The sequence below is a fragment of the Alkalispirillum mobile genome (assembly GCF_003664325.1).
GTDB lineage: Bacteria > Pseudomonadota > Gammaproteobacteria > Nitrococcales > Halorhodospiraceae > Alkalilimnicola > Alkalilimnicola mobilis.
This window is the reverse complement of record NZ_RCDA01000001.1, coordinates 1,042,820-1,061,234: the sequence shown is the minus strand read 5'-3', so window position 1 is coordinate 1,061,234 and position 18,415 is coordinate 1,042,820. Positions and strand designations below refer to the sequence as shown.

Below are 18,415 nucleotides of genomic sequence, written 5' to 3'. Positions count from 1 at the left end.
GGGAGTGACCCGTGCACTGGAAGACCATCCTGCGTATCACCAGCCTGCTGGTGGTTATCTTCAGCTTCAACTTCATCCCGCCGCTCGGCGTGTCGCTGTTTTACGGCGATGGTCACTGGGGCACGTTCGGGTTGAGCTGGCTGATCGTGGCCGTGATCGGCGTGCTGTTCTGGCTGCCGGTGCGGGGGGACCGCAAGGAGTTGATGGTCCGGGACGGCTTCCTGGTGGTTGCGCTTTTCTGGACGGTGCTCGGCCTGGTGGGCTCGCTGCCCTTCATGTTCGGGCTGGGCATGACCGCCACCGATGCGGTGTTCGAGTCCATCTCCGGGTTCACCACCACCGGCGCCACGGTCATCCTGGGCCTGGATGAACTGCCGCGCTCCATCCTGTATTACCGCCAGCAGCTGCAATGGCTGGGCGGCATGGGGGTGGTCGTGCTGGCCGTGGCCATCCTGCCCATGCTGGGCATTGGTGGCATGCAGTTGTACAAGGCGGAGGTCTCGCGGGTGACCGCGGATGACAAGCTGACCCCCCGGCTGATGCACACCGCCCGCGCCCTGTGGGCGATCTACCTGACGCTGACCATCGCCTGTGCCCTGGCCTACTGGCTGGCGGGCATGACGCCCTTCGACGCCATCGGCCACGCCTACACGACGGTGGCCACGGCAGGCTATTCCACCCATGACGCCAGCATGGGCTATTTCGACAGCGTGGCCATCGAGCTCATCGCCATCGTGTTCATGCTGCTCGGCGGGATCAACTTTGCGCTGCACTTCCTGGTCTGGCGCTCGCGCGATGTGAGGGTTTACCTGCGGACGCCCGAGGCGCGGGTGTTTCTCGGGCTCTTCCTGGCCGCGACGATGGCGATCGCCGGCGGGTTGGCCTTCGTCGGCACCTATGACTCCGTGCTGGAGTCGCTGCGCTACGCCGCGTTCCAGACCGTTGCGGTTCTAACCACCACGGGCTATGGCACGGCAACCTTTGCCGAGTGGCCGCTTTACATCCCGCTGGTATTGGCCAGTCTCTCCTTCATCGGTGGTTGCGCCGGGTCCACCGCCGGCGGCATGAAAGTGGTGCGCATCATGCTGCTGTTCAAGCAGGGTGCGCGTGAGGTGAACGCCACCATCCACCCTCATGCTGTCTACCGGGTGAAACTGGGCGACCGGGCCGTGCCGGAGCAGGTGGTGCAGGCGGTGTGGGGCTTTTACACCGTGTACATCCTGGCGGCGCTGGTGCTCACGGGGCTGAACATGGCCATGGGGCTGGACATGGAGAGCGCCTTTGGTGCGACCATCGCCTCGCTCAACCTGCTGGGTCCGGGGCTGGGGGAGGTGGCGACTACCTTCGCGCATCAGTCCGACCCGGTGAAGTGGATGGCCAGCTTTGCCATGCTCATGGGGCGGCTGGAGGTGTTCACCCTGCTGATCCTGTTCACCTTCGCCTTCTGGCGCAACTGAAACGAGGTGACCCATGTTCCTGGAATGTAACCCCCGTTTCGTCAGTCGCCTCACCCGGGACACGCTGGCGCTGATCATGGCCGGGGGGCGCGGGGGCCGGTTGTCCAACCTCACCGACTGGCGCACCAAGCCGGCGGTGCCCTTTGGCGGCAAGTTCCGGCTCATCGACTTTCCGCTGTCCAACTGCATCAACTCCGGCATTCGCCGTATCGAGGTGCTCACCCAGTACAAGGCCCACTCGCTGATCCAGCACATCCAGCGGGGGTGGGGTTTTCTGCGCGGTGAGTTCGGCGAATTCGTGGAGCTGGTGCCGGCCCAGCAGCGCATGGACAAGCCGCTGTGGTACGCCGGCACGGCCGACGCGGTCTACCAGAACATCGACATCATCAAGGCGCATAACCCCAGCTACGTGCTGGTGCTGGCCGGTGACCACGTCTACAAGATGGACTACGGCGGCATGATCGCCCGCCACGCCGAGTCCGGGGCGGCCATGACCGTGGGCTGCGTGGAGGTGCCGCGCAAGCGTGCCTCTTCCTTCGGGGTGATGAGCGTGAACGAGGCGCGCCAGGTGCTGGCCTTCAACGAAAAGCCCGGGGACCCCACACCCATGCCCGGTAACCCGGATCGGGCCCTGGTCTCCATGGGCATCTACGTCTTCGACCGCGAGTACCTGTTTCAGCTGCTGCGTGAGGATGCGGAGAACTTCGACTCTTCCCGCGACTTCGGCAAGGATGTCATCCCCATGGCCATCGCCAACCACAAGGTACAGGCCTATCCTTTCAGCGACCCGGTCTCCGGCCGGCAGGCCTACTGGCGCGATGTAGGCACGGTGGATGCCTTCTTCCAGGCCAACATGGAGCTGATCGGCGAGGACCCGGAGCTGAACCTCTACGACGAGGAGTGGCCCATCTGGACCTACCAGGCGCAGCTCCCTCCGGCCAAGTTCATCCACGACCGCGAGGGCAAGCGGGGCATGGCCATCAACTCCATGGTCTCCGGCGGGGACATCATCCACGGGGCGGAGGTGCGCGACTCGCTGCTCTTCTCCCAGGTGGTGGTGCGCCCCGGCGCGGAGGTGCACGAGGCGGTTATCCTGCCCGACGTGCAGGTGGGCGAGGGCTGCCGCATTCGCAAGGCGGTGATCGACGAGGGTTGTCGCATCCCGGCCGGCACGGTGATTGGCGAGGATCTGGCAGAGGACCGGCGGCGCTTCTTCGTCACCCCCAAAGGTGTGGTCCTGGTGACCGCGGAGATGCTGGGCCAGGAGGTGGCGCACGTGCGCTAGCCTTACTGTGTCAAAGCGCCTCGTCACGATATAGTGAGAACGATCACACTTGAGAAGGGGGCGCCCCGACATGGCCCAGGATCCACACCTGCCCGCATCCGGCCAATCTACCGAAGCCGAGAGCCAGACGCCCTGGCACGCCCGTGATGCCCAGGCGGTGCGCGAGCACTGGCAGGTGGGCGAACAGGGGCTGAGCGCAGACGAGGCCCGGGATCGGCTGGCGCGCCACGGGGCCAACCGGCTGGTGCCCCCGGAGCGGGCCAGCGCCCTGGTGCGGTTCGCCCGCCACTTCCACAACATCCTCATCTACATCCTGCTGGCGGCAGCGCTGGGCACGGCCCTGCTGGGCCACTGGGTGGACACGGGCGTCATCCTGGCCGTGGTGCTCATCAACACACTGATCGGCTTCGTGCAGGAGGGCAAGGCCGAGCAGGCCCTGGACGCCATCCGCAAGATGCTCTCGCCCATGGCGGTGGTGGTGCGCGAGGGCAAGCGCCGGGAGATCCCCGCCGAGGAGATCGTGCCCGGTGACCTGGTCTACCTGCAAGCGGGGGACAAGGTGCCTGCCGATCTGCGCCTGCTTGAGGCGAAGAACCTGCGCATCGAGGAAGCGGTGCTCACCGGCGAATCGGTGCCCGTCGAGAAAGACCGAGAACCGGTGGCCGAAGAGGCTGCTCTGGGCGACCGCGCCAGCATGGCCTGGTCCGGCACCCTGGTGACCTTCGGCCGTGGCGTCGGCGTGGTGGTGGGCACCGGTGAGCAGACCCAGATCGGGCGCATCTCCAGCATGCTCAGCGAGGTGGAGAGCCTGCAGACCCCGCTGGTGCGGCAGGTGGAGCAATTCGGTCGCTGGCTGGCGGTGGTCATCATCGCCATCTCCGCCGCCACCTTCGCCTTCGGCTACTGGGTGCGTGACTATCCCCTGGACGAGATGTTCCTGGCGGCGGCCAGCCTGGCGGTCTCCACCATCCCCGAGGGGCTGCCCGCCATCATGACCATCGCCCTGGCCATCGGCGTGCAGAAGATGGCCCGGCGCAACGCCATTATTCGCAAACTGCCGGCGGTGGAAACCCTGGGCTCCGTCTCCGCCATCTGCTCGGACAAGACCGGCACCCTCACCCGAAACGAGATGACCGTGCAGAGCCTGGCCTTCGCCGACCGCCTGGTGGAAGTGGACGGCGTGGGTTACGCCCCCCATGGCGGCTTCAGCCAAGGGGAGCGCGACCTGGACCCGGAGGAGGACCGGGTGCTGATGGAGACCCTGCGCGCGGGGCTGCTCTGCAACGACGCCCAGGTCTACTGTCGCAACGATGAATGGGTGATGGAGGGCGACCCCACCGAGGGGGCGCTGATCACCGCCGCCCAGAAGGCGGGGCTCGACCCCGAGCGGGAGCGGGTGACCTATAACCGGGTAGACGTGATCCCCTTCGAGTCCGATCACAAGTACATGGCCACCCTCAACCACGATCACCGCAACCACGAGGTGATCTACCTGAAGGGCGCCCCGGAGCGGGTGCTCGAACTCTGCCATCGGCAGATGACCGTGGAGGGCGCGCAACCGCTGGACCGGGATCACTGGCAGAGCCTGATGGATCAGGTGGCCGATCGGGGTCAGCGTCTGCTGGCCATCGCCGCCCGGGATGGCAAGCCCCAGCAGCACAGCCTCAACTACGACGAGGTGGAGGCCGGCGATTTCACCCTGCTGGCCCTGGTGGGCATCATGGACCCGCCGCGGGACGAGGCCATTCGCGCCGTGGCCGAGTGCCAGGATGCCGGTATCCGGGTGAAGATGATCACCGGCGACCACCTGATCACCGCCCGGGCCGTGGGCCGGATGCTGGGCATCGCCGGGGCCGGTGAGGGCCGCGAGGCGGTGGCCGGCCACCAGCTGGATGAGATGGACGACGCCGAACTGCAGCGGACCGTGCGGGAGGTGGACGTCTTCGCCCGCACCACGCCGGAGCACAAGCTGCGGCTGGTGGAGGCGCTGCAGGCCGATGGCCGCATCGTCGCCATGACCGGTGACGGAGTGAATGACGCCCCGGCCCTCAAGCGGGCGGACGTGGGCGTGGCCATGGGCGGCAAGGGCACGGAGGCGGCCAAGGAGGCCTCCGAGATGGTGCTGGCGGACGATAACTTTGTCTCCATCGCCCATGCCGTGGAGGAGGGGCGGACGGTCTACGACAATATTCGCAAGTCCATCCTGCACATGCTGCCCACCAACGTGGGCCAGTCCCTGACCATCATGATGGCCATCCTCATGGGTCTGGCGCTGCCGCTGACACCGGTGCAGGTGCTGTGGGTAAACATGGTCACCTCCGTCACCCTGGCCATGTCGCTGGCCTTCCAGCCCAGCGAGCCAGGGGTCATGGGGCGACCGCCCCGCTCGCCGGATGCGCCCCTTCTCAGTGGCTTTCTGCTCTGGCGCATTCCCTTCGTCGCGGTGCTGCTCTGGATCGGCACCTTCGGCCACTTCGTCTACATGGAGGAGGTGGTGGGCGCCTCCGACGAGCTGGCCCGGGCCGTGGCCATCAACACGCTGGTGGCCGGGCAGGCCTTCTATCTGCTCAACCTGCGGCTGATCTACCAGCCGGTGTTGAAGGGCTGGGAGGTGTTCCGATCCAAGGCCATGTGGGCCGCGCTGGGTGTGCTGGTAGTGCTGCAATTGAGCTTCACCTACCTGCCTTTCATGAACACCCTGTTCGGGCTGGAGCCCATCAGCCTGGCGGATTGGGGTCGCATCCTGGTCTTCGGGCTGGCGGTGTTCCTGATCGTCGAGCTGGAGAAGTGGGTGCTGCGCCGAACCCCTTGGGTGGATACAGGCAATGGCACATCGGGGGCGGCTCCGCGCCATGTCCCGAGTCACTGAGCTTCCATGCTAAGCTCGGCGTCATAACCATAAGGGGAGGCTGATGTGACGGCAAAACTCCTGGTGGCGGTCATCGCCGATGAACTGGAAGAGCGTGCTATCAAGATCGCGCGAGAGGAGGGTGCCCGGGGGGTCACGATCCTCTCGGGGCGCGGTATCGGCTTTCCCGAGCGGATCACCTTCTTCGGTCTTACCTACCGGGGGCTTACCAAGATTTTGCTGTGGGTGCTCCCCGAGGCGGCCGCCGACCTCATTGCCGAGCGGCTCAACCGGGAGCTGGACCTGCTCCGGCCGGACCAGGGGCTGGCCTTCGTCCTGCCGGTAAGCGAGACCGGCGGTGTTGATGTTGAGGCAATCCGCCGGGAAATCGCCGCTGGCATGCGGGCCAACGACTGATCGTAAAGGCGACCACCCCATCCCATCACGAGCGACCAAGAAAACGAATCAGTGAATCAGCTCAAGGAATTCTACGGGATACTCAAGCACGCCTTCCGCAACCTGCTGCCCATCATCGCGGTGGTGGCGTTCTTCCAGTTCGTGGTGATGCAGGAGGTGCCCGAGGGCATGATGTCCATGGTCATGGGCCTGGGCATCGTCGTGCTGGGCGTGGCGCTCTTCCTGCAGGGCCTGGAGCTGGGCATCTTCCCCATCGGCAAGAATATCTCCAACGAGTTCGCCAAGCGCGGTTCGTTACCCCTGTTGATGGTGTTCGGCTTCTGTCTTGGCTTCGCCGCCGTGATCGCCGAGCCGGCGCTGATTGCCGTGGCCGAGCAGGCCGAGGTGATCAGTGAAGGGCGGGTCAACGCCTTCACCCTGCGCCTGTTGGTAGCCGGCTCCGTCGGGGCGGTGGTGGCCCTCGGCGTAGTGCGGATTATCCTCGGCCACAGTCTGCACTGGTACATGATCATCGGTTACATCACCGTGGTCATCGTCACCTTCTTCTCGCCCGAGGAGATCGTCGGCCTGGCCTACGACTCCGGCGGGGTGACCACCAATATCGTCACCGTCCCGCTGATCGCCGCCTTGGGTATCGGCCTGGCGGTCTCCATCCGGGGCCGTAATGCGCTCACCCACGGCTTCGGGCTGGTGGCGTTGGCGGTGATGGTGCCCATGATCACTGTCCAGCTCTACGGGATCATGGTGTACACCTTCGGCGAGGCCGGCGATGTGGCCGCCAACGGCCTGCAGGTGGAGGCCGAGACCGAGGGGGTGACCGACCCGGTGGCGGGCAGTGTCCTGCTCGGCATGCTCAAGGATCTGGGGATGATGGTGCGCGACGTGCTGCCTATCATCGGGGTCATCCTGATCTTCCAGTACCTGGTGATCCGCAAGCGCATCGCCCACCTGCACAAGGTGATGGTGGGCTTCCTGCTGGTCATCGTCGGCCTGTACGCCTTCGTGGTGGGCCTCAAGCTGGGCCTGTTCCCCATCGGCGAGCGCATGGCCGAGCAGTTGATCGCCCTGGAAGGCTTCTTCTGGCTCTACCTGTTCGCCTTCAGCATCGGTTTCGCCACCACCATGGCCGAGCCGGCCCTGATCGCCATCGGCGACAAGGCCGAGGAGGCCGCCAAGGGCAAGCTCAAGGGGCACATCATCCGACTGCTGGTGGCGGCGGGGGTTGCCATCGGGATCACCATCGGGGTGCACCGGATCATCACCGGGGACTCCATCCACTACTACATCATGGCCGGGTACACGCTGGTGATCCTGCTGACCTGGTTGTCGCCCAAGTACATCGTGGCCCTGGCCTTCGATCTGGGCGGGGTGACCACCTCGGAGGTCACGGTACCCCTGGTGACCGCCCTGGGTATCGGGCTGGCCACCCATATCGAGGGCCGGAGCGTGCTTATTGACGGTTTCGGGCTGATTGCATTCGCATCCATTTTCCCCATCATCACGGTAATGCTCTACGCCATCATCGTGGAGCAGGTCGCCAAGGCGAGAGGAGTGCAGACATGAAATTCGCAGTGCTGGTGGCCATTCTGGCCGAGGACCTGGAGGAGCGGGCCATCGACTCGGCGAAAAAGGCCGGGGCAGGCGGTGTCACCATCCTGGACGGCCGGGGTATCGGCACCAAGGAGAAGAAGACCTTTTTCGGTCTGACCTACGAGGGCAGCCAGTCCGCCCTGGTTTTTGTGCTGGAGAAGAAGCTGTCGGTCAAGGTGCTCAAGCAGCTGACCCACGATTTGGATCTGAACTCGCACAGCAAGGGCGTGGTGTTCACCATACCGCTTGAGCACATTGCCGGCATCGATACCGCGCAGGTGCAGAAGTTCGAGTCACAGATCAAGGACGACCTTTAAGCCGCCCAAGACGACGGGAGCCGATATGCTGGTCAAGGACATCATGAAGAAGGATGTGGTCACCATCTCGCCGCTGGCCACCATCCGCGAGGCGATGCGGCTGATGAAGGACCACGGGGTGAAATCCCTGGTGGTGGAGAAGCAGGGGCCGCATGATGCTTACGGCATCATCACCTACACGACCATCCTGCGGACCATCGTGGCGGAAGAGGGTGATATCGACCTGATCAACGTCTACGACGTCTGCACCAAGCCCGCCATCTCGGTGAGCGCCGAACTGGAGTGCAAGCACGTGGCCCAGTTGATGGTGAACCAGAAGTTTCGCCGGGTGGTGGTGCTCAAGGACAACGAACTGCAGGGAATCATCACCCGCAACGATATCGTCCGGCCGATTCTGGAACTGGCCGAAGAGTAGCTTTCACTCCATTGCCGGGAGACAGTGTCATGGCCTCAGGGCAGGGGGATGCACGGCGGGCGGGCTGGGACAATCGCTACCGGGAGGCTGAGGCCGGCTCGGCCGCGGCGGTGCTGGCGGACAACACCCACCTGTTGCCGGCCCGGGGTCTTGCCCTGGATCTGGCCTGCGGGTTGGGCAGCAATGCCATGTTGCTGGCCGGCGCCGGGCTGGAGACCGAGGCGTGGGATTACTCGCCGGTGGCCTTGGAACGGTTGGGCGAGCGGGCCCGACGCCAGGGGCTGAACATCACGCCGCGCGAGCGGGATGTGGAGCAGGCCCCGCCGGAGCCGCACAGCTTCGACGTGATCGTGGTGGCCAACTTCCTCCACCGGCCCACCGCCCCCGACCTGGTCCGCGCCCTGCGCCCGGGCGGCGTGCTCTTCTACCAGACCTGGAGCCGCGCCCGGGTCTCGGACGCGGGCCCCTCCAACCCGGACTTCCGCCTGGCCGAGGGCGAACTGCTGACCCTCTTTGCCGACCTGCAGCCGCTCCTCTACCGCGAGGAGAGCGACCAGGGCGACACCCGCCGTGGGCTGCGCGATATTGCCCAACTCATCGCCCGCCGGCGCTGACCGTGCTCCATCGCGACCAGGAACCATCCATGTCCAATATGGCCCCCGGCTTTCGCCCGCCCGACTACCAAGGCTGGCCCCCCTCGGTTAATCAGCAGGATGGTGCGCGCGGACAGGGCTACAGGGTCATCAAGGCGCGCAAGAACGTGATGATTTGGGCCGCCGATGCCGGTGAAGAGGGCCCGGTGGTCTGCAAGCTTTATCACCATCGGGGTCCGGTGAGCTGGGCCCGTGAACACTGGTTCAGGTTCCGCGTGCAGCGGGAGTACGACGCCCTTGCGCACCTCCACGAGCGTGGCGTGCCCTGTAGCCCACCGCTTTACTGGAGCAAGGGACGGGCGTCGCAATACGGGCAGCGCTTTGAATTGCTGGTCACCCGGGAACTGCCCGGGGTGGTGCCGTTACGTAGCTGGTTGCAGGAAACGGAAAACGACGAGGCGATGCCCTGTCTGCGCCGTGCCTGCCGGCTGATCCGGCAGATGCACGAGGCAGGGGTACACCATGGTGCGATGTATCTGCGTAATATCCTGATCGATACACGCGAGCCCAGTGCCGAGGCGCCGCTCTACCTGATCGACATGCCCAAGGCCGTGGTGCTCTCAAAGAGCCTGGTCGGCAGCAGACTGGCGCGCATCGACCTGCTGGATTTCTGCCGCCGCCCACTGCAACGCCTCGGCGAAGTGGGCCTAGACGATCTGCTCCAGGCCTACGGGCTGACGCATCGAGACGACCGCGCCCGACTGATTGCGGCCGCCGCCCGCTACCGCACCAATCGCCACGTCCGTGACTGGAATCGCTTCCAGGGGACGCTCATGGAATTCATGGGGCGCGCTGACCGGTAAACCCGCCAGCTGCCGGGCGCCGGCGGATCCACCACCATCCCAGTCAGGCCTTGCTCAACGCCTCCTTCAGCGCGTCCACCACCCGCACCTGGGTGTCGCGGTCGATGGCCGGCCACATGGGCAGGCTGATCACTTCCCGGGCGGCGCGCTCGGCCTCCGGCAGGCTCACGGTGTACCCCTTGTCCCGGTAGACCGGCTGGGTGTGCAGCGGCGCCGAGTAGTAGCTGTTGGCGCCCACGCCGAGATCGTTCATGTGCTGCCGGATGGCGTCGCGCCGCTCGGCGGGTACCCGGATAGTGTACTGGTGGAAGACGTGGTCACCGTGGGGGGAGACCAGCGGCGGAGTGACCTCCGGCAGCGGGGCCAGCAGCTCGTTGTAGCGGGCGGCTGCGGCCTGGCGGCCGGCGTTCCAGTCGTCCAGGTGGGGCAGTTTGACCCGCAGCAGCGCGGCCTGCAGGGCGTCCAGCCGTGAGTTGTAACCGATGGCGGTGTGGTGGTCGCGACGTGTGGAGCCGTGCACGCGCAGTAAGCGGCAGCGCTCGGCCAGCTCGGCGTCGTTGGTGGTGATCATGCCGGCATCGCCGGCCGCGCCCAGGTTCTTGGTGGGGTAGAAGCTGTGGGCGGCGATATCACCCAGGCTGCCCAGGCGACGGTCGCCTTGCCGGGCGCCGAAGGCCTGGGCCACGTCTTCCAGCACCTTCAGCCCATGCTTTTCCGCCAGGGCGTTGATGGCCGCCATGTCCGGCCCCTGGCCGTAGAGGTGCACCGGGATGATGGCCCGGGTGCGCTCGGTGATCACCGCTTCAATGGTCTCGGCGGTGATGTTGAAGGTGGCGGGGTCGATCTCGGCAAAGACCGGGTGGGCGCCCACCAGGTCCACCGACTCACTGCTGGCGAAGAAGGTGAAGGGGGAGGTGATCACCTCGTCGCCGGGCCCGATGCCCAGGGCGGCCAAGGCGATGATCAGCGCATCGGTGCCGCTGTTGCAGCCGATGGCGTGCTCCACTCCCAGAAAGTCGGCCACCTCCTCCTCCAGGCCCTGAACCTCCGGACCCAGCACGTAGCCACCGGAGGCCAGCACCCGCAGGGCGGTCTCTTCCAGCGGGGCGCGCAGTTGCTCGTACTGCGGGCGGGGGTTGTAGATGGGGATGAAGGGCTGGTCGCTCATTGGGGGCTCCGTCAGCGGGTTTGGCGCAAAGCTTAATGGAAAGCGCCGGAGCCACGCAAAAAAGCGGTGGTGCAGGAGCGCCGGTTGCGCGCGCCCCTGCACAGTGCCGGCCGACTTAGACGCGCTCGATGACCGCGTCAGTGAACCCGCTGGTGGAGCCGTGGCCGCCCAGGTCGGGGGTCACCCGGTCCCCGGCGAAGATGGTGTTGCGGATGGCGGTGCGCATGCGGCTGGCCGGCTCGTGCATCTCCATGTGGTCCAGCATCAGCGCCGCGGCCAGCATCATGGCGGTGGGGTTGGCGATGTTCTGCCCGGCGATGTCGGGGGCGCTGCCGTGAACCGCCTCGAACAGGGCCTTGTCCTCGCCGATGTTGGCGCCCGGCGCCATGCCCAGACCGCCCACCAGCCCGGCGCACAGGTCGGAGATGATGTCACCGAACAGGTTGGTGGTGACAATGACGTCGAACTGCTCCGGGTTCATCACCAGCTTCATGCAGCAGGCGTCGACGATCATCTCGTTCATCTCGATGTCCGGGTACTGCTCGGCCACTTCACGGGCGCACTTGAGGAACAGCCCGGAGGTGGTCTTCAGGATGTTCGCCTTGTGCACCACCGTGACCTGTTGCCGGCCCAGCCGGCGGGCCATGTCGAAGGCGAACCGGACCAGCCGCAGGGACTCTTCCCGGGTGATCACCGAGCGGGCCTCGGCGGTGTTCCCATCCTCGCTCAGGGTCTGGCCCACGCCGGAGTACATGCCCTCGGTGTTTTCGCGCACGGTAATGATGTCGATGTTTTCGTAGCGGGCGCGGGTGCCGGGGATGGTGATGACGGGGCGGACGTTGGCGAAGAGCTGGAAGTGCTTGCGGAGGCTGACGTTGACGGAGGTGAAACCCTCACCCACGGGGGTGGTGATGGGACCCTTCAGGACAATGCCGTTGCGCTCGATAGTGTCCAGGGCCTCTTGCGGGATGAGTTCCCTGCCCTGTTCGAGTGCGGTCAGCCCCACGTCGGCGTATTCGTATTCCAGGCCGCAGCCGAGCCGGTCGAGAACACGAATCGTGGCCTCGACGATGTCCGGGCCTATGCCGTCGCCGGGCAGAACGGTGATTTTACGGCTTGCCATTCGGGTGCCTCCATGTCGGGTTGTAATGGTTTTTAACGGGGTTCGGGCGTGGCCTTGCGCCACCGGGGAAACAGAACCCGCGATGACCCGTATTCTACACCCCAAGTGGCCAGGAGGCAGCCTTGTCCGGCGCTGGACGCACCGTTGATCAAACCGTGTGGAAGGGGGCTTGGCTCAGTCGGGTCGGGAGGCAACGCCCGGCAGAACCGGCGGGTCCCGCAGCACCGCCCCGGCCTGGTCCGCCGGCAGGGGGTGGCTGTAGAGGTAGCCCTGGATCTCGTCACAACCGAGGCGTTTCAGCGCGTTCAACTCCGCCTCGGTCTCCACGCCCTCGGCCACTACCCGCAGGCGCAGGCTGCGCGCCATGTTGATGATGGCGGCGTTGATGGCCGCATCGTTCGCGCTCTGACCGAGACCGCGAACGAAGGTCTTGTCGATCTTCAGTTTGGCCACCGGCAGTTTCTTCAGGTAGCCGAGGTTGGAATAACCGGTGCCGAAATCGTCGATAACCAGTCTCACGCCGAGCGCCTGCAGGGCTTCGAAGGTCCGTATACCCGCATCGTGCTCCTCCCCGTCCAGGAAGACGCTTTCGGTGATCTCCAGGTGCAGGTCGGCGGCCGGCAGGCCGGTTGCGGCGAGCGCCTCCTTCACATCAACGGTGATGTCGGTGCGGCGCAGCTGCACCACAGAGAGGTTTACCGAGACCGGGAGAGCGGGCAGCCCCGCATCACGCCAGGCCTGGGCCTGGCGGCAGGCCTCCTGCAACACCCAGCGGCCCAGCGGAATGATCAGGCCGGTCTCCTCGGCGACGGGGATGAACTCGGCCGGCGGGACAGGATCGCCCCCGGGCGGGTGCCAGCGAAGCAGGGCCTCCACGCCGGTGATACGGCCGTCGTCCAGACCCACGAGTGGCTGGTAGTGAAGCTGGAACTCCCCCTGGTCCAGCGCACGGTGCAGGCGGTTCTCGATGGACAGGCGCCGCTGCGCCCGCTCGGTCATGTCCGCGGTGAAGAACTGGTAGCCACCCGGGGTGTTGCTCTTGGCCATGGACATGGCGGCATCGGCGTGGCTGAGCAGCGCCTCCCGGTCACGGCCGTCTTCCGGAAAGACGGCGATGCCCACCGTGCTGGAGAGGGTGATCTCCTGCCCGGCGAGGGTGAAGGGCTGTGCTACCTGGGTCATCAGGTCCGTGGCGGTCTGGGCGGCCTCGGACGGGCGCTCGATCTGCGGCAGGAGCACCAGGTACTGGTCACTGCCGATGCGGCAGACCGTGCCGGACTCGCCTACCGCCTGGTTCAGCCGATCGCCCACGACGCGCAGCAACTCATCGCCGGTCTGATGGCCCAACGATTCGTTGATGATCTTGAACCGGTCCAGGTCCAGCGACAGCAGCGCCAACCGATGCTTGTCCTGCGACGCCCGGTGCAGGGCCTGGTCCACGCGGTCCGCCAACAGCCCGCGGTTGGGCAGGCCGGTCACCGGGTCGTGCTGGGCCAGGTAGCGGATGCGCTCCTCGCGGTGCTTGGTTTCGGTCAGGTCCAGGCCGACGGCGATGTAGTGGGTGATGGCGCCTTCACCATCGCGGACCACCGACAACGTCAGCCACTGCGGGTATACCTGGCCATTGCGGCGGCGGTTCCAGAGTTCCCCCTCCCAGAAGCCGTCCCGGTGGAGGCGTGAGAGGATATGGCGGTAGAAGTGGTCGGGGTGGCGGGTGGAGCGCAGCATGTGCGGCCGGCGGCCCACCACCTCGTCCGGGGTGTAGCCGGTGCGGTCGGTGAAGGCGCGGTTGACCCGCAGGATCCGTTGCGCGGCATCGGTGATGATGATGCTCTCCGCGCTGTGCTCGAAGACCTCCTCGGCCAGGCGCATCTCCGCCTCGGCGGCCTGGCGCGCCTCTTCGCGCTGGATATTGTCCAGGGCAAAGGAGATATCGGAGGCCATCTCCTCCATGAGCTGCACGATGTCCGATTTGAAAAAGTGCATATGGCGGGAATAGACCGCCAGGGCCCCGATGCACTCCCCGCCCCGGCGGAGCGGGAAGGCCGCCACGGCGCGGAACCCGTAGCGGGCCGCCGCTTCCTGCCAGGGGCGGGTGTCCGGGTGGTGCAGAAAATCCTCAAACACGCTGGCCCGCCCCTGGCGGATGGCCCGGCCCACCGGGCCGTGGCTCTCCGCCCGGGCCGGGTTTGCGCTCACCTCGATCTCGTCCAGGTAGGCCACTTCCGAGCCGGCCCGGCTGACCGGGCTGACGATCTGGCTCGCCGGGTCCAGCAGGCCGATCCACGCCATGTCCAGGCGCCCGTACTCCACCACGATCTCGCAGGTGCGCTGGAACAGCTCGTAGGGGTCATCGATGCGGATGATGCTCTGGTTCGCCTGGCTGAGCGCGGCGTAGAGATCACGCAGCCGGAGGATCTCCTCCTGGGCCTTCACGTGATCGGTCAGGTCGTGGCTGATCGAGAGGATGTGTTCGACGTGGCCCTCGGCATTCTTCTCCGGGATGACCAGCGACTCGAAGTGGCGGGTCCGGCCGTGCTGGTCGGGAAAGGAGAAGCGCAGCTTGGAGGGCTCGCCGGTCTCGCCGACCCGGCGGAACTCGTCCTCCCAGCGGGAGACCGTCTCGCCGCTGAAGCCGATCTCGGCGTGGGTCTTGCCCAGGAACGTGTCGCGGGAGACGCCGGTAAAGGCCTCCAGCGCCCGGTTGACGTAAAGGTGGCGCAGCTGGCGGTCCACCCGCACGATCATGTCGGGTGAGTTCTCGGCCAGCGCCTCGTAGGCGCGCTGGCGTTCCGCTAAATCTGCCTGACTGACCAGTTCTGCCTGTAGGCTGCGGGCTTCGAAAGCCAGCAGATGGCTTCGCCACCAGATCAGGATGCCGAAACCGGCACCGATCAGCAGCAGCACCCCGGTGGCAAGACTCCAGATCGCGGCCTGCCTGGCCGGGGCACCTGCGTCTGGTCCGGGGGCGATCGCCTGCTGGTAGTAGAGTAGCGCGATGGCGGCCAGTGCCAGCCCGAGACCCACCAGGATGGCGACGGGAATCCAGTAGCCGGTCTGGGCAGACGGGTGGGCAAGGGCATCAGTGCTGGCGCGCTGCGCCTGCTCCTGGTGCCGGGCCACGCTCATGGTGAAGCGGATCACCAGGTAGAGCAGTCCGGTCGTCATCAGGACGTAGAACCAGCCTTTGGCGGTCTGCAGCCGACTGACCAGTTCGGCATCCTCGGTGATCGCCAGCAGCAGCCGGTCCGAGCCGAAGATCCAAAGCGCTCCCAGCACCGCGTAGACGATGCAGATGGTGATGGCCGGGCCGTGGCCCGATGTACTGCGTGCCTGAGGCATGGGGCGTCCAGTCAGGACTTCTCCTCGGGGTCCAGGTTGCAGTGTTCGCCGCCCGCGGTGGGGAACTCGCAGATGAAGGTCGCGCCCTCGCCAGGCTGGCTCTCCACCCGGATATCACCCCAATGGGCGTCCATGATCAGTTTGCAGATGGCCAGCCCCAGACCACTGCCCTTGGGCTTGCCGGCCTGTTGGCTGCTGACCTGGTGGAACTTGTCGAAGATCTTGCGCTGCTCCGCGTCGCTGATGCCCGGGCCGTTGTCCTGCACCCGAAGTTCCAACCACTCATTGTCAACGGGTTTGACCACCAGGTCCACCCGGCCGTCATCCGCGTCGGTGAACTTGGCCGCGTTGGACAGCAGATTGATGACCAGCTGGATCAGCCGGTCGTGATCGCCCTTGATGATCATCGGTTCATCGGGCAGGTGCACCTGCAGGTCGACCCGGGTGTCGTTGAAGATCTGGCGGGTGGCGTCGGCGGCCTCGTGCACCACCTGGTTGAGGTCCAGGGTCTCCAGGTGCCATTCGGCCGCGCCGCTCTCGATCTTGGACAGATCCAGCACCTGGTTGATCAGCCGCGTCAGCCGCTCGCTCTCCTTGACCACCACCTGCAGGAACTCCTTGCGCTGCTCGGCATCGAGCTCCGGGTTGCTGAGCAGTATCTCGCCGAAGGCGCGGATGGAGGTGAGCGGAGTCCGCAGCTCGTGGCTGACCATGGAGACGAACTCGTCCTTCAGGTGGTCCAGCTCCTTCAGCCGTTCGTTGGCCCGGCGCAGCTCATCGGTGGCCTTTTCCAGCTCCCGCGATTTCTGCTCCAGCCGCCGGGAGTACTCGATGGCGCGGGAGGTGGCGTCGAGGATTTCCATCACCCCCTCGAAGGAGAGCGCCTCGCCCTTGATGATGGACGAAACCATGACCCGCGCCGAGGCGGAGCCGATGCTGCCCGAGAGCAGGCGCTCGGCGTAGCCGACCAGTTCGGGGCGGGCGTGATCCCTCTCGCTGAGCGCGATGCCGTGCTCTTCGGCGTAGCTGGCGAAGGTCTGGCGCGCCCGCTCCTGGCCGATGAACCGGCCCAGCAGGTCCTGCAGGTCGCCCACCGTGGCGGTCCCCTCCCAGAAGCGGGTGTCGCGCTCGGAGCGCAGGAAGACGTCCACGAACAGCGCGCCCTGGATGCGTTCGATATCCGACTGGCGGGCGAAGAGCGAGACCCCCACCAGCAACCCGATGTTGGCGAACAGGCTCCAGAACACCGCGTGGGTGATCGGGTCCAGGTCGGTGAGGCCGAACAGGCCGTAGGGGTTCAGCCACCCCACGCCCAGCGGGCCGTGCTCGAGCAGTGCGCGGGAGATCAGCCCGGCGTCCACGAAGGAGGGCAGCAGCAGGGTGTAGCCCCAGAGGATGAAGCCGGCGATCAGCCCCGCCATGGCCCCCTTGCGGCTCGCCCCCTTCCAGAAGATCCCGATAAGGATCGGCGGGGCGAACTGGGCCACGGCGACAAAGGAGATCAGGCCGATGGAGACCAGCGCGTAGGTGTCCGCGATCAGCAGGTAGTAGCCGTAACCGAGCAGCAGGATCAGGCAAATGATTACCCGGCGGAGGTTGACGATAAATCGCGACAGGTCGGCGTTGGCGGACAGCTGAAAGCCGCGCATGCGCAGCAGCGCGGGCACCACCAGGTCGTTGCTGACCATGATGGCCAGGGCGATGGTGGCGACGATGACCATGCCGGTGGCCGCCGAGAAGCCCCCGATGTAGATGAACAGCGCCAGCCAGTCGTAGCCCTCGGCCAGGGGCAGGGCCAGGACGAAGCTGTCCGGGTTCACCGTGCCCTCGCCGAAGTAGATCATGCCGGCAAAGGCGATGGGCAGCACGAACAGGTTGATCACCAGCAGGTAGAGCGGGAACAGCCAGGCCGCGGTGCGCAGGTGGTCCTCGTTGACGTTCTCCACCACCGTGACCTGCCACTGCCGGGGCAGGAATACGATGGCCAGCATCGAGAGCACGGTCAGCGTCATCCAGTTCACGTAACCACCGGGGAGGCTGGAGAGCAGCATCAGGTCGCGGATCTGGTCCACCTCGGCGGCCTGTTCGAACAGTGCCTGCGGGCCGTCGAAGAGCATGAAGGTGACAAAGAAACCGGCCGCAAGGAAGGCCAGCAGCTTGATGACCGACTCGAAGGCCACGGCCACCACCATGCCTTCCAGCCGCTCGGTGGCGTCGATGTGCCGGGTGCCGAAGAGGATGGCGAAGATGGCCAGCAGCCCGGCCACCCAGAAGGCCTTGTCGTCCCAGAAGCGCAGCGGCGTGGTGGCCACCTCCGGGTCGGGGAAGCTCAGCATCACCACGAAGCTGTCGGACACCGCCTTGAGCTGCAGCGCGATGTAGGGCGTGATGCCCACCACGGCGATGAAGGTGGCCAGCCCGCCCAACGCCATGGACTTGCCGTAGCGCGAGGCGATGAAATCGGCGATGGAGGTGATCCGGTACAGCTTGCTGATGCGTATGATCCGACGCAGGATCAGCCACCAGAGCACCGCCATCAGGGTGGGACCGAGGTAGATGGTCAGGAACGAGACCCCGGTCTCGGTGGCGCGGCCGACGCTGCCGTAGAAGGTCCAGGCGGTGCAGTAGACGGCGATGGACAGGGTGTAGACGTAGGGGTTGTTGACCAGGGAGCGGCCGGTATCGCCGAGCTTGTCCGCCGAGTAGGCGATGGCGAACAGCAGGCCGACGTAACCGAACGAGGTGATGACCAGCAGCCATTCAGACATGCCCACTGTCCTTGCCATTGCCCTGGCGAGGTGGCACAGCGGCGTGCCGCCGGCGCCTGAGCACCAGCCCGGTGAGGAGGAGCACCAGCAGCCAGCAGCTGAACAGGTAGACGTAGAGCACGGGCAGGCCGAACACCCAGCCGTCCCGCGCGAACAACGACAGCAGCGGGTAGTTGAACAGCAGCGCGGCCAACAGCGCCAAGGCCACGATACGCTCAGTACGTTGCAT

Annotated in this window: 14 protein-coding genes; 9 read left to right on the top strand and 5 right to left on the bottom strand. The window is 66.0% G+C overall.

The window, feature by feature from the left end:
- Positions 1-11: 11 nt before the first annotated feature.
- The 9 genes from DFR31_RS04875 (at position 12) to DFR31_RS04835 (ending at position 9,785) form a co-directional block, all read left to right on the top strand.
- Positions 12-1,457, top strand: coding sequence for a TrkH family potassium uptake protein (locus tag DFR31_RS04875; protein WP_121441509.1), 1,446 nt, complete (start codon positions 12-14; stop codon positions 1,455-1,457).
- A gap of 13 nt (positions 1,458-1,470) precedes the next feature.
- Positions 1,471-2,742: a glucose-1-phosphate adenylyltransferase gene (gene glgC / locus DFR31_RS04870; RefSeq protein ID WP_121441508.1), complete on the top strand. Its 1,272-nt coding sequence runs from the start codon at positions 1,471-1,473 to the stop codon at positions 2,740-2,742.
- 70 nt (positions 2,743-2,812) lie between these two features.
- Positions 2,813-5,611: a cation-transporting P-type ATPase gene (locus tag DFR31_RS04865; protein WP_121441507.1), complete on the top strand. Its 2,799-nt coding sequence runs from the start codon at positions 2,813-2,815 to the stop codon at positions 5,609-5,611.
- Positions 5,612-5,656: 45 nt separating this feature from the next.
- Positions 5,657-6,007 (top strand): P-II family nitrogen regulator, encoded by a 351-nt coding sequence (locus DFR31_RS04860; RefSeq protein ID WP_121441506.1) that lies wholly within the window; start codon positions 5,657-5,659, stop codon positions 6,005-6,007.
- Positions 6,008-6,058: 51 nt separating this feature from the next.
- A complete protein-coding gene (locus DFR31_RS04855) occupies positions 6,059-7,570 on the top strand; it encodes a DUF1538 domain-containing protein (RefSeq protein WP_121441505.1) in 1,512 nt (503 codons plus the stop codon).
- Complete coding sequence (locus tag DFR31_RS04850; RefSeq protein ID WP_121441504.1) at positions 7,567-7,914, top strand: P-II family nitrogen regulator; 348 nt, start codon at positions 7,567-7,569, stop codon at positions 7,912-7,914. Before DFR31_RS04855 ends, DFR31_RS04850 begins: the two co-directional genes overlap by 4 nt.
- Before the next feature lie 25 nt (positions 7,915-7,939).
- Positions 7,940-8,329 (top strand): CBS domain-containing protein, encoded by a 390-nt coding sequence (locus DFR31_RS04845; RefSeq protein WP_121441503.1) that lies wholly within the window; start codon positions 7,940-7,942, stop codon positions 8,327-8,329.
- Between the two features lie 29 nt (positions 8,330-8,358).
- Complete coding sequence (locus tag DFR31_RS04840) at positions 8,359-8,943, top strand: class I SAM-dependent methyltransferase (protein WP_121441502.1); 585 nt, start codon at positions 8,359-8,361, stop codon at positions 8,941-8,943.
- Positions 8,944-8,972: 29 nt separating this feature from the next.
- Positions 8,973-9,785, top strand: coding sequence for a lipopolysaccharide kinase InaA family protein (locus tag DFR31_RS04835; protein WP_121441501.1), 813 nt, complete (start codon positions 8,973-8,975; stop codon positions 9,783-9,785).
- A 43-nt stretch (positions 9,786-9,828) separates the two neighbouring features.
- Here DFR31_RS04835 and DFR31_RS04830 read toward each other — a convergent pair whose 3' ends face one another.
- From DFR31_RS04830 to DFR31_RS04810, 5 genes are all read right to left on the bottom strand, one after another.
- Positions 9,829-10,953 (bottom strand): DegT/DnrJ/EryC1/StrS family aminotransferase, encoded by a 1,125-nt coding sequence (locus tag DFR31_RS04830; RefSeq protein WP_121441500.1) that lies wholly within the window; start codon positions 10,951-10,953, stop codon positions 9,829-9,831.
- 115 nt (positions 10,954-11,068) lie between these two features.
- Positions 11,069-12,076, bottom strand: coding sequence for an isocitrate dehydrogenase (locus DFR31_RS04825; protein ID WP_121441499.1), 1,008 nt, complete (start codon positions 12,074-12,076; stop codon positions 11,069-11,071).
- Positions 12,077-12,250: 174 nt separating this feature from the next.
- A complete protein-coding gene (locus tag DFR31_RS04820) occupies positions 12,251-15,418 on the bottom strand; it encodes a sensor domain-containing protein (protein ID WP_121441498.1) in 3,168 nt (1,055 codons plus the stop codon).
- An 11-nt stretch (positions 15,419-15,429) separates the two neighbouring features.
- On the bottom strand, positions 15,430-18,186 hold the full coding sequence (locus DFR31_RS04815) for a sensor histidine kinase (RefSeq protein ID WP_121441497.1): 2,757 nt from the start codon (positions 18,184-18,186) through the stop codon (positions 15,430-15,432).
- On the bottom strand, positions 18,179-18,415 hold the full coding sequence (locus DFR31_RS04810) for a hypothetical protein (RefSeq protein WP_121441496.1): 237 nt from the start codon (positions 18,413-18,415) through the stop codon (positions 18,179-18,181). Before DFR31_RS04810 ends, DFR31_RS04815 begins: the two co-directional genes overlap by 8 nt.

Excerpts from the sequence above, each read along its gene's own strand:
- DFR31_RS04810 (WP_121441496.1), bottom strand. The coding sequence starts at position 18,415 with ATGCAACGTACTGAGCGTATCGTGGCCTTGGCGCTGTTGGCCGCGCTG.
- DFR31_RS04865 (WP_121441507.1), top strand. The coding sequence starts at position 2,813 with ATGGCCCAGGATCCACACCTGCCCGCATCCGGCCAATCTACCGAAGCC.
- DFR31_RS04845 (WP_121441503.1), top strand. The coding sequence starts at position 7,940 with ATGCTGGTCAAGGACATCATGAAGAAGGATGTGGTCACCATCTCGCCG.
- DFR31_RS04840 (WP_121441502.1), top strand. The coding sequence starts at position 8,359 with ATGGCCTCAGGGCAGGGGGATGCACGGCGGGCGGGCTGGGACAATCGC.
- DFR31_RS04820 (WP_121441498.1), bottom strand. The coding sequence starts at position 15,418 with ATGCCTCAGGCACGCAGTACATCGGGCCACGGCCCGGCCATCACCATC.
- DFR31_RS04835 (WP_121441501.1), top strand. The coding sequence starts at position 8,973 with ATGTCCAATATGGCCCCCGGCTTTCGCCCGCCCGACTACCAAGGCTGG.
- DFR31_RS04825 (WP_121441499.1), bottom strand. The coding sequence starts at position 12,076 with ATGGCAAGCCGTAAAATCACCGTTCTGCCCGGCGACGGCATAGGCCCG.
- DFR31_RS04850 (WP_121441504.1), top strand. The coding sequence starts at position 7,567 with ATGAAATTCGCAGTGCTGGTGGCCATTCTGGCCGAGGACCTGGAGGAG.
- DFR31_RS04830 (WP_121441500.1), bottom strand. The coding sequence starts at position 10,953 with ATGAGCGACCAGCCCTTCATCCCCATCTACAACCCCCGCCCGCAGTAC.
- glgC (WP_121441508.1), top strand. The coding sequence starts at position 1,471 with ATGTTCCTGGAATGTAACCCCCGTTTCGTCAGTCGCCTCACCCGGGAC.
- DFR31_RS04815 (WP_121441497.1), bottom strand. The coding sequence starts at position 18,186 with ATGTCTGAATGGCTGCTGGTCATCACCTCGTTCGGTTACGTCGGCCTG.